Source organism: Sulfuriflexus sp. (assembly GCF_032250955.1).
Lineage (GTDB): Bacteria > Pseudomonadota > Gammaproteobacteria > AKS1 > AKS1 > Sulfuriflexus.
This window is the reverse complement of record NZ_JAVVES010000022.1, coordinates 25,124-39,660: the sequence shown is the minus strand read 5'-3', so window position 1 is coordinate 39,660 and position 14,537 is coordinate 25,124. Positions and strand designations below refer to the sequence as shown.

16 protein-coding genes are annotated in these 14,537 nt (G+C 54.3%); all 16 read right to left on the bottom strand.

Annotated elements, in window-relative coordinates; all coding sequences use genetic code 11:
• Nucleotides 1-91: 91 nt before the first annotated feature.
• Nucleotides 92-1,123 carry a GNAT family N-acetyltransferase gene (locus RQ738_RS06005; RefSeq protein WP_314162813.1) on the bottom strand — a complete coding sequence of 344 codons (1,032 nt, stop codon included), beginning with the start codon at nt 1,121-1,123 and terminating at the stop codon, nt 92-94.
• Between the two features lie 22 nt (nt 1,124-1,145).
• A complete protein-coding gene (gene glmS, locus RQ738_RS06000) occupies nt 1,146-2,978 on the bottom strand; it encodes a glutamine--fructose-6-phosphate transaminase (isomerizing) (RefSeq protein ID WP_314162812.1) in 1,833 nt (610 codons plus the stop codon).
• 4 nt (nt 2,979-2,982) lie between these two features.
• Entirely contained in the window at nt 2,983-4,350 is a 1,368-nt protein-coding gene (gene glmU, locus RQ738_RS05995; protein ID WP_314162811.1) for a bifunctional UDP-N-acetylglucosamine diphosphorylase/glucosamine-1-phosphate N-acetyltransferase GlmU, read from the bottom strand.
• A 46-nt stretch (nt 4,351-4,396) separates the two neighbouring features.
• Nucleotides 4,397-4,912 (bottom strand): peptidylprolyl isomerase, encoded by a 516-nt coding sequence (locus tag RQ738_RS05990; RefSeq protein ID WP_314162810.1) that lies wholly within the window; start codon nt 4,910-4,912, stop codon nt 4,397-4,399.
• A 24-nt stretch (nt 4,913-4,936) separates the two neighbouring features.
• Entirely contained in the window at nt 4,937-5,359 is a 423-nt protein-coding gene (locus RQ738_RS05985; RefSeq protein ID WP_314162809.1) for a F0F1 ATP synthase subunit epsilon, read from the bottom strand.
• A 24-nt stretch (nt 5,360-5,383) separates the two neighbouring features.
• A complete protein-coding gene (atpD, locus tag RQ738_RS05980) occupies nt 5,384-6,760 on the bottom strand; it encodes a F0F1 ATP synthase subunit beta (RefSeq protein WP_314162808.1) in 1,377 nt (458 codons plus the stop codon).
• Nucleotides 6,761-6,799: 39 nt separating this feature from the next.
• Nucleotides 6,800-7,660, bottom strand: coding sequence for a F0F1 ATP synthase subunit gamma (gene atpG / locus RQ738_RS05975; RefSeq protein WP_314162807.1), 861 nt, complete (start codon nt 7,658-7,660; stop codon nt 6,800-6,802).
• Between the two features lie 22 nt (nt 7,661-7,682).
• Entirely contained in the window at nt 7,683-9,227 is a 1,545-nt protein-coding gene (gene atpA, locus RQ738_RS05970; protein WP_314162806.1) for a F0F1 ATP synthase subunit alpha, read from the bottom strand.
• Nucleotides 9,228-9,290: 63 nt separating this feature from the next.
• Nucleotides 9,291-9,824: a F0F1 ATP synthase subunit delta gene (locus RQ738_RS05965; RefSeq protein ID WP_314162805.1), complete on the bottom strand. Its 534-nt coding sequence runs from the start codon at nt 9,822-9,824 to the stop codon at nt 9,291-9,293.
• A gap of 16 nt (nt 9,825-9,840) precedes the next feature.
• Complete coding sequence (locus RQ738_RS05960) at nt 9,841-10,311, bottom strand: F0F1 ATP synthase subunit B (RefSeq protein ID WP_314162804.1); 471 nt, start codon at nt 10,309-10,311, stop codon at nt 9,841-9,843.
• A 46-nt stretch (nt 10,312-10,357) separates the two neighbouring features.
• Complete coding sequence (gene atpE / locus RQ738_RS05955; RefSeq protein WP_314162803.1) at nt 10,358-10,591, bottom strand: F0F1 ATP synthase subunit C; 234 nt, start codon at nt 10,589-10,591, stop codon at nt 10,358-10,360.
• 55 nt (nt 10,592-10,646) lie between these two features.
• Nucleotides 10,647-11,507 carry a F0F1 ATP synthase subunit A gene (gene atpB / locus RQ738_RS05950; protein WP_314162802.1) on the bottom strand — a complete coding sequence of 287 codons (861 nt, stop codon included), beginning with the start codon at nt 11,505-11,507 and terminating at the stop codon, nt 10,647-10,649.
• A gap of 12 nt (nt 11,508-11,519) precedes the next feature.
• Nucleotides 11,520-11,870 carry an ATP synthase subunit I gene (locus RQ738_RS05945; protein WP_314162801.1) on the bottom strand — a complete coding sequence of 117 codons (351 nt, stop codon included), beginning with the start codon at nt 11,868-11,870 and terminating at the stop codon, nt 11,520-11,522.
• 227 nt (nt 11,871-12,097) lie between these two features.
• The gene (locus tag RQ738_RS05940; RefSeq protein WP_314162800.1) at nt 12,098-12,970 is read right to left on the bottom strand and encodes a ParB/RepB/Spo0J family partition protein; all 873 of its coding nucleotides are present in this window, start codon (nt 12,968-12,970) and stop codon (nt 12,098-12,100) included.
• A gap of 30 nt (nt 12,971-13,000) precedes the next feature.
• Nucleotides 13,001-13,792, bottom strand: coding sequence for a ParA family protein (locus tag RQ738_RS05935; RefSeq protein ID WP_314162799.1), 792 nt, complete (start codon nt 13,790-13,792; stop codon nt 13,001-13,003).
• A 100-nt stretch (nt 13,793-13,892) separates the two neighbouring features.
• Nucleotides 13,893-14,516 carry a 16S rRNA (guanine(527)-N(7))-methyltransferase RsmG gene (gene rsmG / locus RQ738_RS05930; RefSeq protein WP_314162798.1) on the bottom strand — a complete coding sequence of 208 codons (624 nt, stop codon included), beginning with the start codon at nt 14,514-14,516 and terminating at the stop codon, nt 13,893-13,895.
• Nucleotides 14,517-14,537: the final 21 nt, after the last annotated feature.

Sequence of the window (14,537 nt, the reverse complement as noted above, 5' to 3'; positions counted from 1 at the left end):
TTCACCTTGGCGGACTGGATCTTTATCCTGATGGTGTTATACGGTAAATCTTACCCACCACATCTGGGGAAGAGCCTTTATATATTGATATTTACACATATGAGAAAATATGAAAAATCAACAATATACTTAGCATCCCCCATCCTATTGCACACAAAATTGGAATCACTTTCATCAACCTTATTGTGGCTGATGTCTCAGAAATATTAGTATGGTTTATGATCGGTACTAGCAAAGTACTATAATCCTGTAACTGTTTGTCTAATAATTTTATTCTACATTTATGAGCATCCATGTAGTTGATGCCGCTTTTGATCTTAACAAAAAAGGTAATTATTATAATATTTCCGAATAGTATTAAAAATATAATCTCGACTACACTTACTGTTGATATAACTGGTGTATTTATAAAGTGGTTAAATGCTGTGCCTAATGCAAAAACAAATGTTAGCAACATGCCGAGCTTAGTCCAGTTAAGATTATCCTCATGGGTATATAAACTTATCGCCATTCCCTGTTTCTCGATAACTGGATAAACATCTATGTCACTATCTACTGGCAAGTACCTAATATCAGGTCTGTGCTCGGGCTGATTCTTTGGCGGTCTATACCATACTCCTCTGCGTCTTATCTCCCCATCTTTGTCTGCCGGAGGAATTATATTACAAAGCTTTCTGAACCCATTATCTTCATGAAAAGCTATTGAATGCTCATTCACTGGTTCTAGCACAATAACGGCCAACTGGGATCTTTCTGGCCTTAATTCACTTAAATAGTTATAAAGTCTACTTGCCGCACCTTTTATTTTTCTATTTTTATTCACACATATTTGTTTTATTAAAATAAATTCCTCAATGACATTGGTTTTGAGCAGAATATTTACTGTCTCATTGTCTGAGATACTATCGCTATTATAAGCCAATAAAAATGCTTGAATTTCTCCTTCATACTCGAGTAAGTAGAAATACTCAGCATTTTTTATAAACTCTCTATATTCTTTCATCGTAAAAGATGATACTAAAAAACCATTTGAATAATCCTGATGCTCACCTGAAATTGTCCAGCTATGACCAATTTCAGTTACCTCCTCAAGATCTCTTTCCTCCACTAGTCTTATTACCATATATCCACCTTCGTATTATTGATTATTCCACGGTTACGGATTTGGCGAGGTTCCGCGGCTGGTCAATATCGGTGCCCTTGATGACCGCGACGTGATAGGCGAGGAGCTGCAGCGGGACGCTGTAGATGATGGGGGAGACAGCCTGTTCGGTCGGCGCAACACGCAGCACCTGCATCCGTTCCCCGCTGTTCAGGCCGTTGCCGGCATCGGAAAACACGATTAGCTGGCCGCCGCGGGCACTGACTTCCTCGAGATTGGCCTTGAGTTTGTCAAGCAGGGCATCGTTTGGCGCCACGGCAATGACCGGCATGTCGGCATCGACCAGCGCGAGCGGACCATGCTTTAGCTCACCGGCCGGGTAGGCCTCGGCGTGAATATAGGAGATTTCCTTCAGCTTCAACGCCCCCTCCATTGCCACCGGATATTCTGCGCCGCGGCCCAGAAACAGGGCGTGGTGCTTGTCGGCAAACTGGTGCGAGAGCACCTCGATCTCGTCATTTAATAATAATACCTGCTCGATCCACTCCGGCAGGTGATCGAGCTGCTCGACGATTTTGTGCTCAGTCTCGGCAGTCAATCCATGCCGACGTCCCAGTGCGATCACCAGCAGCAGGAACGCTACCAGTTGGGTGGTAAAGGCCTTGGTCGAGGCCACCCCGATCTCTGGCCCGGCCCGTGTCATCAGCACCAGGTCTGACTCGCGCACCAGCGAACTCTCCGGCACATTACAAATCGACAGGGTATGGGCGTAACCCATTTTCTTTGCTTCACGCAAAGCGGCCAGGGTATCGGCGGTTTCGCCGGACTGGGAAACCGTAACGAACAGGGTGTCTTCGCCAACGACATGTCGGCGGTAACGAAATTCGCTGGCTACCTCGACACTGCAGGGCAGTCCGGCCAGTTCTTCGAAGCCGTAGCTTGCTGTCAGGCCGGCATGGTAACTCGTGCCACAGGCAACAATCTGAATGGCCTTGACCCTGTCAAAAATCGCTGCCGCCCCGGCGCCGAAACAGTCCTCGAGTAAGCGTCCGTCACCGATGCGGCCCTCAAGGGTTTGCTGAATGGCCTGCGGCTGTTCAAAGATCTCCTTTTGCATGTAGTGGCGGTACTTGCCGCGCTCGACGGCATCCGCACTGAGTTCACTCTGGCGTTCGGCGCGCTCGACGGCATTACCTTCGCTATCGAAGATCCTGATGCTGTCGCGGGTAATCTCGGCGAAGTCGCCTTCTTCGAGAATGATGAAGCGCTGTGTTACCGGCAACAGGGCCGCGACATCCGAGGCAATGAAGTTTTCGCCAAGACCAAGACCGATAACCAGGGGACTGCCGCGCCGCGCCACAATCAGGTGATCGGGTTCACTGTTCGTGATCACTCCCAGCGCAAAAGCGCCTTCCAGTGTACTGATTGTTTCGCGCACGGCGGTGAGCAAATCGGCGCCTTGCTCAAGCTGATCGTGGATGGCGTGGACGATGACCTCAGTATCGGTATCCGAGGTGAAACGATGCCCGGCCTGCAGCTGTTTTGCGCGCAGCTCTTCGTGGTTTTCGATAATCCCATTGTGCACGATGGCGACGCTTTTCTTGCACACGTGCGGATGTGCATTATTGTCGCTGGGCTTGCCATGCGTGGCCCAGCGCGTATGCGCGATGCCGATACGGCCACTCGCAGGAATGCTTTGCAGCGCCTTTTCCAGTTCCCTTACCTTGCCGATGCTACGCACCCGGCCAAGGCAACCCTGGTCATCAATCAGCGCGACCCCGGCAGAGTCATAACCACGGTATTCCAGGCGTTTCAGCCCTTCGATGAGAATCGGCAGGACATCCCGCTCGGCAATGGCACCGACAATTCCGCACATATTCCTACTCCTTGTTCTTTGTCGGCCGTTGCCAGTTTTTAAGCGTCTTTTGCGGACTGCGGCTTAGCGTCAGGGCATCCGCCGGGGCGTCTTTGCTGATGGTCGAGCCGGCACCGATTGTTGCATTTGAGCCGATCTCGACCGGGGCGACCAGCTGGCTGCATGAACCGATAAAGGCCTTGTCGCCAATCACGGTCTGGTGCTTGTTCGCGCCATCATAATTGCAGGTAATGGTGCCGGCGCCGATATTCACATCCTTGCCGAGGCGGGCGTCTCCGATATAGCTCAGGTGATTAACCTTGGAGCCCTCGCCAATCGTCGCGTTCTTGATCTCGACAAAATTGCCGACCTTTGATTCTGCCGCCAGCCGCGTACCCGGGCGCAGGCGGGCAAAGGGACCGACAATACTGCTCGCGCCAATCTCGGCCTGCTCGATAACGCAATTAGCCTCGATACGGGCACCTGCGGCAATCACGCAATCCTTGAGCATGACATTCGGGCCTATCTGCACATTATCACCAAGTCTGACCCGACCTTCGATAATGACATTGATGTCAATTTGTACATCCTGGCCACACTTTAGTTCACCGCGTATATCCAGCCGTGCCGGGTCGCGCAGAGTGACACCGGCCTGCATCAGTTCTTCTGCTTTCATGCTTTGATAATATCGTTCCAGGCGGGCCAGTTGAAGTCGGTCGTTCACCCCTTCAACCTCGTAGCGATGGCTCGCCTGCACGGTCTTTACCTCGACACCGTCGGCGACTGCCATACCGATAATATCGGTCAGGTAATACTCACCCTGGGCATTGTCGTTTCCGAGTTTGCCCAGCCAGTCCTTTAACCGGCCACCGTTAACGGCCAGCATACCGGTATTTACCTCGGTGATGGCACGCTCTGCTGCCGTTGCATCCTTGTGTTCAACGATGCGCTCAACCTTGCCAGCAGCGTCGCGTATGATACGACCATAGCCTGTCGGATCGGGCAATTCGATTGTCAGCAGGCCCATGCTTGTTGCGGTGACCTGATCAAGCAGGGCATGCAGAGTGGCTTGTTTGGTTAAAGGCACATCGCCGTACAGGATCAGGACTGTCTCGTCATCCTCGAAATATGGCAGGGCCTGCGTGACGGCGTGGCCGGTGCCCAGCTGCTCGGCCTGTTCTATCCAGTTGGCTTGCAGGCCGACAAGGGCTTGCCGGACCCGCTCACCACCGTGGCCATAAATGATATTCAACTGTGACGGTGCCAGGGTATTTGCTGTCTGGCAAACGTGTTCGAGCAGGCTCTTGTCGGCGAGTTTATGCAGGACCTTGGGTAGGGCAGAGCGCATGCGCGTACCCTGACCGGCCGCGAGAATTATGATGTTGCAGGTCATGGCTTCATTGTTACTAAATTAACCGCCATGTACAAATGAAAGTCACTTAATGGCGGTCGGCTAGCGGCGGGGGATTTGTCGTCTCCAGCGCATAGTCCCGGGAAGGCCTGCCCTCAGCGAGTTCCTGTTCGGAGGCATCGCGGACAGCCTTGACATTAACGATGAAGGTCACGGTCTTGCCGGCAAACGGGTGGTTGCCATCGAAGGTAATCTGGTCACCTTCGAGCTTGCTGACGACAAAGGTCTTGCACTCGCCTGCGTCGTTCTCGAACTGGGCCTGGGCCCCGATCTGACGGTATTCCTGCGGGACATTCTCAACCTGATCGGTAAAGGTCAGCTCCGCGTCGTATTCACCAAAGCCCTCGGCGGGAGGTACCAGCACCTCGATTGTGTCGCCGACCTTCTTGCCCTGCAGCGCCTTTTCCAGCGCCGGTAGCAGCTCTCCCTGTACGCCGTGAAGATAGCTGACCGGGATGTCGTTCTGCTCAATGGCCGTACCGCTATCATCTTTGACGAGGTAGGTGATATCGACCACCTTATTGCGGGTAATAGTGCCACTCATGGAAGATTGGTGCCGATACCGGCGTTAGTGCCTTTTCTTGCGCAGGCTTTCGATGGTCCGCAGCTGGGCAACAGCCTCCGCCAGTTCGGCCTGGGCCTTGGCGTAGTCAATCTTGCCGGTTTTGTCTTTCAGGGCCTGTTCAGCACGCTTTTTCGCCTCGAGGGCTGCGGCCTCATCAATATCCCTGGCGCGCAGCGCGGTGTCGGCGAGTACTGTTATCACGTGCGGCTGCACCTCGAGCATGCCACCAGAGACGTAGAAGAACTGCTCTTCCTTGCCTTCTGTCTGCAGACGTACTTCACCCGCCTTCAGCGGGGTCAGCATCTGGGTGTGGCGCGGCGCAATACCGACCTCACCCATGATGGCGGGTGCATAGACCATCTCGGCAGTGCCGGAAAAGATTTCCTCTTCCGCACTAACGATGTCGACGTGTATTGTCATTGCCATGATTTCTCTGCCTCGTCGGCTATCTTATATCGTTTTGGCTTTTTCGACGGCTTCTTCGATTGTACCGACCATGTAAAAGGCCTGTTCCGGAAGCGTGTCGTACTCGCCGCTAAGGATATCCTTAAAGGCACGAACCGTTTCAGCCAGGCTGACGTACTTGCCCGGTGCACCGGTAAAGACTTCAGCGACGAAGAAGGGCTGTGACAGGAAGCGCTGCATCTTGCGCGCGCGTGACACGGTCTGCTTGTCATCTTCAGAAAGCTCGTCCATACCCAGAATGGCGATGATGTCCTTCAGTTCCTTGTAACGCTGCAGGGTGCCCTGTACGGCGCGGGCGGTGTCGTAGTGATCCTGGCCAACAACCAGCGGGTCCAGCTGACGTGAAGTAGAGTCAAGCGGGTCCACAGCAGGGTAAATACCCAGTTCGGCAATCTGACGTGACAGCACGAGAGTCGCGTCCAGGTGAGCAAAGGTGGTGGCCGGTGACGGGTCGGTCAAGTCATCGGCAGGCACGTAGACGGCCTGGAATGAGGTAATCGAACCGGTCTTGGTGGAGGTAATACGTTCCTGCAGCACACCCATTTCCTCAGCCAGGGTAGGCTGGTAACCCACGGCGGAAGGCATACGACCCAGCAGCGCGGATACTTCGGTACCGGCCAGTGTGTAACGGTAGATGTTGTCGATAAACATCAGCACGTCGCGACCTTCGTCACGGAAATGTTCGGCCATGGTCAGCCCGGTCAGTGCTACGCGCAGACGGTTACCCGGCGGCTCGTTCATCTGGCCGTAAACGAGGGCGACCTTGTCAAGCACGCCGCCTTCTTCCATTTCGTAGTAGAAGTCGTTGCCTTCACGGGTACGTTCACCGACACCGGCGAACACGGAGAAACCACTGTGTTCAACGGCGATGTTACGAATCAGTTCCATCAGGGTAACTGTTTTACCCACGCCGGCGCCGCCGAACAGACCAACCTTGCCGCCCTTGGCGATAGGCATGATAAGGTCGATAACCTTGATACCGGTTTCGAGGATTTCAACCGAGGCGGCCTGCTCATCAAAGGCAGGTGGTGCACGGTGGATCGGCATGCTCTTTTCAGCACCGATTTCACCGGCGTTATCCACTGGCTCGCCCAGCACGTTCATGATGCGACCGAGTGTCTTCTGGCCCACGGGTACACTAATCGGCGCACCGGAGTTTGAAACACTCAAACCGCGACGCAGGCCATCTGTTGTACCCATCGCGATGGTACGCACGATTCCGTCGCCCAGCTGCTGCTGCACTTCCAGCGTCAGCTTTTTATCGTCGACGAGCAGTGCATCGTAGATTTTAGGGACGCTATCGCGTGGGAATTCCACGTCGACAACGGCACCGATGACTTCCACAACGTTGCCATGACTCATGCTACTTTCCTCTCTAATCTGAATTCTTTAACCCGAAATCTAGACAGCGGCTGCGCCACTGACGATTTCAGAAATTTCCTGTGTGATTGCCGCCTGACGTGCCTTGTTATAGACAAGCTGCAGCTCACTGATAATGTCGCCGGCATTGTCTGATGCGCTTTTCATCGCAATCATACGGGCGGACATCTCACAGGCAATATTTTCGACCACACCCTGGTACACCAATGATTCAACGTAACGCATCAGCAATGCATCAAGCACTTCCTTGGCACCAGGCTCATAGATGTAGTCCCAGTGGTATTCGAGTTCTTCGTCTGCCGTCGACACCAGGGGCAGGATCTGTTCAACGTGGGCCTGCTGGGTCATGGTGTTCACAAAATCATTAAACACGAGGTAGAGGCGGTCAATCTTGCCCTCATCATAGGCATCCAGCATCACCTTGACTGACCCGATCAGTTCATGAGCACGCGGCGTGTCGCCAATTCCTGAAATCTCGGAAACGATGTTGCCGCCGATACGCGAGAAAAAGCTCGCTGCCTTCTTGCCCACCGTGCAGACATCAATATCGACGCCTTTATTTGTCCATTCCCGCATCGAAGCAAGCACTGTCTTGAACATGTTGATGTTCAGACCACCACACAGACCACGGTCGGATGAAACAACTATATAGCCGACCCGGTTTGCCTCCCGCTCAATGAGGTAGGGATGCTTGTATTCGGGATGTGCGTTTGCAAGATGCCCGATTACATTACGCATCTTGTCCGCATACGGGCGTGCCGCCTGCATGCGATCCTGCGCCTTGCGCATCTTGCTTGCGGCTACCATTTCCATTGCCTTGGTGATCTTCTGAGTATTCTGGACACTCTTGATCTTGGTGCGTATTTCTTTTGCGCCGGCCATTGCTCTGCTCGCTTATCCTGAATTAAAAGGCGTGGTTAGCCTTGAAGTCCTCAATCGCTGCCTTCAGTTCGGCCTCGATCTCGTCGTTCCAGTCACCGCTTTCGTTAATCTTGCTGATCAGGGCGGCCTGGCTGCTGCTCATGTAGCTCAGCAGGGCGGCTTCGAAATCAACAATCTTGTTGGCGTCAACATCATCCAGGTAGCCTTCATTAGCGGCGTACAGTGATGTCGCCATTTCAGCAACTGACAGCGGGCTGTACTGCGCCTGCTTCATCAGCTCTGTGACGCGGATACCACGTTCGATCTGGTTACGTGTCGCTTCATCAAGGTCGGAAGCAAACTGCGCAAACGCAGCCAGCTCACGATACTGGGCGAGGGCCAGACGGACACCACCACCCAGCTTCTTGATGATCTTGGTCTGCGCGGCACCACCCACACGTGACACAGACAGACCGGCATTAATCGCCGGACGGATACCGGCGTTAAACAGGTCTGACTCGAGGAAGATCTGGCCGTCAGTAATCGAAATCACATTGGTCGGCACGAACGCAGACACGTCGCCGGCCTGGGTCTCAATGATAGGCAGGGCGGTCAGTGAACCGGTCTTGCCCTTCACCGCACCATTGGTAAGGCGCTCGACTTCTTTCGCGTTAATCCGTGCGGCACGTTCCAGCAGGCGTGAATGCAGGTAGAAAACATCGCCGGGGTAGGCTTCACGACCCGGTGGCCGCTTCAGCAACAGGGAAACCTGACGGTAGGCCCAGGCCTGCTTGGTCAAATCATCATAAACAATCAGTGCATCTTCACCACGGTCACGGAAATACTCGCCCATGGTACAGCCCGCGTAAGGACCAATGTACTGCATGGCGGCCGAGTCAGAGGCAGGCGCGGCAACGATGATGGTGTGGTCAAGCGCGCCGTGTTCTTCCAGCTTGCGAACCACGCCGGCGATGGAAGAGGCCTTCTGCCCGACCGCCACGTAGACGCACTTAACGCCCGTGTCTTTCTGGTTGATGATGGCGTCAATCGCGACAGCCGTCTTACCGGTCTGGCGGTCACCAATAATCAGCTCGCGTTGACCGCGACCCACCGGCACCATGGCATCGATTGCCTTCAGCCCGGTTTGCACCGGCTGGTCGACTGACTTGCGTTCAATCACGCCCGGGGCAACCTTTTCAATCGGTGCGGTACCATCGGCGACGATGTCGCCCTTGCCGTCGATAGGGTTACCGAGCGAATCGACAACGCGGCCCAGCAGGCCTTCACCGACCGGTACTTCAAGAATACGGCCGGTACATTTTGCCTTGTCACCTTCAGTGATGTGCTTGTAATCACCAAGCACCACGGCGCCTACCGAGTCGCGCTCGAGGTTAAGGGCCATGCCGAAGGTCCCGCCAGGGAACTCGATCATTTCACCCTGCATCACGTCGTCTAGGCCGTGGATGCGGACAATACCGTCAGTCAAGCTGACGACAGTACCTTCAGTACGAGCTTCAGCACGAGCTTCAAAGCTCTGAATGCGCTGTTTAATCAGCTCGCTGATTTCTGATGGATTCAGTTGCTGCATAAGTTTATCCCCACAAGTGCTTGGCAATGCCGCCCACTCGATGCTGTTACCTTTAAAAAATCTTTATACCAGAGCGGTCGCGAATTTCTCGAGACGCCCGCGCATTGAACCGTCAATCACTGTATCTCCGGCGCGAATAATTGCGCCACCCAGCATGCTTTCATCCGTCTCACACTGCAGCGTGATTTCACGCGCAAAGCGTTTCTTCAGCGCGGCAATTATATCGGCTTGTTGAGCGTCATTCAGTGGCCGGGCAGATATCACTCTGGCCTCAATACTGCCTTCCTCTTCCGAACGCAGCTTTTCATACAGCCCGGCGATTTCCGGCAGGGCAGGCAAACGACCGTTTTCAGCCAGCAGACGGATAAAGTTCCGACCGTTTTCATCCAGGTAATCCGCACAAACTGAAATAAACAGCTCAGCGCGCTGCTCGACTGTCAGCGCCGGATTCTCAACCGCTTCCGCCATGCTCTCGTCAGCGGCCACGGCGGCGGCAAATGCCAGGGAATCAGACCAGCGCGATAACGCCCTGGTTTCACGCGCCAGGTCAAATGCAGCCTGCGCATAAGGCCGTGCGACAGTAATGAGTTCAGACATTATCCAGTCTCTCGAATTAAATTTGCGTTGCGAGTTTCTTGATCATGTCGTCATGCACACTCGCATCGACTTCACGCTCAAGGACCTTTTCAGCACCGCTAATCACGATCATGCCCAGTTCCGCACGCAGCGCCTCCTTGGCGCGTTGTACTTCCTGGTCAATCTCGGCTTTCGCAGCGGTGAGCAGGCGTTGACCCTCGGCACGCGCATCGGTCTTTGACTCTTCGACAATTTCGCCGGCACGCTTTTGTGCCTGGTTGATGATATCGGCGGCGTTCTGCTTGGCGTCATGCAACACTTCACTGGCACGTTTCTTGGCCAGCTCCTGTTCATGCTGCCCATGCTCGGCGGCGGCGAGACCATCGGCGATCTTTGTCTTGCGTTCGTGCAGGGCATTCATGATTGGTGGCCACACAAACTTCATGCAGAACCAGACGAATACGAAGAACGTCAGCGATTGACCGATCAAGGTAAGGTTAATATTCATACCGGAACCCTTGGGTTTATTCGGTTATTGATTCTCTGCAATCGCCTTAGGCGGCAACAGCAAAGAGTACGTACATGGCGATACCAACAGCGATCATTGGTACAGCGTCAACCAGACCCATAACAATAAAGAACTGTGTCCGCAGCATTGGAATCAGCTCAGGCTGACGTGCCGCACCTTCAAGAAAGCGGCCACCCAGTACGCCGATACCAACGGCTGCACCCAGTGCACCCAGACCCATCATCAATGCGCCAGCGATGTAGAGCAGTGCTTGTTCCATGATTATCTCCTGTTCGTTCAGTAAGTATTAAAGTTAAAAAAATAAATCTTGTTGATTAGTGGTCGTGATGTGCCATTTCCATATATACGATGGTCAGGGTCATAAAGATAAATGCCTGCAGCGTAATAATCAGAATGTGGAAAATAGCCCAGCCAAGCTGCAGCAGGCCACCAAAGACACCCAGCACAAGTCCGGCGTTAAACATCAGCGCGATGAGGATGAAAATCATTTCACCGGCATACATGTTACCGAACAGTCGCAGCGCCAGCGAAATAGGCTTGGCAATCAGCGACACGAATTCAAGGATAAAGTTAATCGGGATGAACAATATCTGCACAACCTTGTTGCTCGACTGAAACGGCATCAAGGTCAGTTCACCCATAAAACCGCCGATGCCCTTCACCTTCACGCTGTAGAAGAGGACCAGGAAGAACACGGCAAAGGCCATACCGAAGGTGGAATTCGGGTCAGTCGACGGCACGACCTTCATGTACTCGATGCCGACCATCTGCGAAACATACGGAATCCAGTCAACCGGGATCAGATCCATAAAGTTCATGAGGAAGATCCAGATGAAGATGGTCAGTGACAGCGGCGCGACCAGGTTGTTTCTCGCCGTAAAGGAACCGCGCACACTGGTGTCGATAAATTCAACAATCCATTCCACGAAGTTCAGCAAGCCGCTGGGCGCATCTGTGCTCGCCTTCCTGGCCGCCTTGTGGAAGAAGAATAAAAACAGGACACCCAGCGAAATGGACCAGAACATCGTGTCCACGTGAATTGCCCAAAACCCCATTTCCTTGGCCTGCTCGGCGCCGTGTGCCAGGCCCCAGCTGCCGTCAGGGTGCCGGCCGTAAGTCAGATTTTGCAGGTGATGCTTGATGTAGCCCGTAGAAGTAAGCGTATCTCCAGCCATTGCCTTTTCATCTCAAGTTCTAGAATTGGGTCCAGCAACATATTGTCCTGTGAGCGCCACGACGAAACCGGCGATCAGGGCCAGCGGCGGCAGCTTCAATATCCCCATACCGAGGGCAAACAGGGCAATCGTTACTACGAATCTTTCCATTGCGCATCGCATCATGATGCGCAGGTTGTGTTCTGCGTTGGCTCGCGCCTGGCGTTCCGCCTTGCGCAAGGCCCAGTGCTGCAAAAGCACGTTAATCAAGGTTATCGAACCACCCAGCAGCGCTGCGGCCATGCCAGGCCAGGACCATAGCCGGCCGGCGATTGCGGCCACAATGACAACAAGGATTACTATATAAATCAGTTGTCTACGCATTTACGCGGGCCGTTGATTCGATTCGTATGAAGGTCCAGTACCTGCCCTTGAGCGAGGCGTCCTTTTTGCTGCAAAAGGAGCGTGAAAAATGACTTTAATGCCTTTCAATACGAGCGCGCGAAGTATAAAGTTTCGCGCCGGCAGGGTCAATGATAGATAAGGTAAAGTAGGGGTATTTTTGTTAAACAATATTAACAGCGTGGCTGGCTGGCCACGGTTACCGGACCTTACTTGATGTGGCCAAGGATCCCTTCAAGTTCATCAAGACTATTATACTGGATGCTCAATTTGCCTTTGCCCTTGTCGCCGTGCTGTATCTGCACCCTGGCACCCAGCCTGGCGGACAGGTCTTCCTGAAAACGGCGAATATCCGGGTCGATATGGGTGGTCGCCGCCGACTTGATGCGTTTTACCTTCTCGCTTTCCCTGCGTACCAGATGTTCAGTCTCGCGCACGGAAAGGGCGCGCTTAACCACCTGCTGGGCCGCCGCAGTCTGTGCCGGCCCTCTCAGGCCCAGCAATGCGCGCGCGTGGCCCATGCCTAACTCGCCACGCTCAAGTAAACGCTGTACCTCTTCATTCAACTCCTGCAGGCGCAACAGGTTCGAAACGGCAGCCCGGGAACGCCCCACTGCCTCGGAGGCCTGCTGGTGCGTCATCTCGAACTCATCAATCAGGCGTTGCAGGGCATGGGCCTCCTCGAGGGGATTCAGGTCTTCACGCTGAATATTCTCGATAAGGGCCATGGCGATGGCCGCGGAATCCGGCACATCGCGCACCACGGCCGGGATCTCATGCAGCCCGGCCATTTGCGAGGCCCGCCAGCGACGCTCACCGGCGATAATCTCGTACTTGCCGCCGCCGATCGGGCGTACCACGATGGGTTGCACCACGCCCTGGGCACGGATGGAATCGGCCAGTTCCTGCAGACTCTCGGTATGCATATCGACACGTGGCTGGTACTTGCCACGCTGCATCAGGTCAACCGGAATCTCTCGCAGGTCGCTTTCTTTTGACGCTTGTTCGATAGTAGCGGGGTTGCCGGCACTGCCGAGCAATGCATCAAGGCCTCGGCCGAGTCCACGTTTTCTTGTTGCCATCTTCTTGGTATTCCTGCTAGTAAACGCTTACTAACCGCCGGCCATATCGACGACGGGTTGTTGTTCTCGACGCAAAATCTCGCCCGCCAGGGCCAGATACGCCTGCGCACCGCGCGATGCCTTGTCATACACAATCACCGGCATGCCGTGGCTCGGTGCCTCCGCGAGACGCACGTTTCTTGGTACCAGGGTCCGATACACCCGATCGCCAAAGTGCGTCATGAGCTGATTGGAGACATCGTTGGCCAGCTTGTTACGCGGGTCAAACATGGTACGTAAAAGGCCTTCTATCTGCAGCCCCGGGTTGATGCTGGCACGGATCTGCTCAATGGTCTCGACCAGGGCAGACAGACCCTCCAGTGCATAATACTCGCACTGCATCGGGATAATGACGCCCTGTGCCGCAGCCAGGGCATTCAGGGTCAGCATGTTCAGCGACGGTGGGCAGTCAATCAGCACATAGTCGTAGTCACTGCTTACTTCTGCCAATGCCTCGCGCAAACGTCGTTCACGACCATCGGTCGTCATCAGGGCCACTTCCGCGGCCGTCAGGTCGCTGTTACTGGGTACCACGGTCAGGCCTTTCAACTCTGTATCCTGGCGGGTCTGGGCAATCGTGGCTTCGCCAAGCAAGACATCACACACCGAGTGCTCAAGCTCGTGCTTGTCGATCCCGCAGCCCATTGTCGCATTGCCTTGCGGGTCAAGATCAATCAGCAGGACGCGGCGCTTCGTCGCCGCCAGTGAGGCAGCCAGATTCACGCAGGTCGTGGTTTTACCGACGCCGCCTTTCTGATTTGTGATGGCAAAAATTCGACTCATGGTGTTTGTTCAACACTCTTGTAAGCTTGTTTAATCCGGGATCCCCTCAATCGGGCTGAGTAGTTTCCGCTCTGGGCCTCCAACTTGCAAGGAGATCTGTTCAAAGATTGCGCTTAATTTGCAGGACATGACGTTCGCCGACCACGCCGGGCACGGCGAGTTTATACGCCTTGCAGAGCCATTGGTTTGGCAACTTATTGATTTCCTGTTCGGGCAATTTGCCTTTCATGGCCAGCAACTGGCCGTCGACCGTCAGCAAGTGCCCGGTGGCGGCGACAAAGTCTTCGGTGGCGGTAAAGGCTCGCGAGGTAATCGTGTCAAAAAGCTCCGGGGGCTGGTAGGACTCTACCCGCGCCTGGATAACCTCGACATTCTGCAGGCCGAGTTCGCCCACCGCCTGGGTGACAAAACGGGTTCGTTTCAGGGCGCTGTCGAGTAATACAAATTCACGCCCGGGTTCAGCAATCGCCAGCGGGATGCCGGGCAAACCAGCGCCGGTGCCGACGTCGAGGATACGGGTGCCGGCTAAATATGGGCGGATACTCAGGGCATCGAGCAGGTGCTGTGGCACCATCTGCACCGGGTCACGAACCGCGGTCAGGTTATATACCTTGTTCCACTTTTCGAGTAACGCTATATACGCCAGCAGCGCAGACTGCTGGTCTCCGTCCAGGGCGCATTGCATCGTTTGTAACCCTTGGGCAAGCGCACTGGCCAGAGACATATTGCATCCTTATTGAAGTGG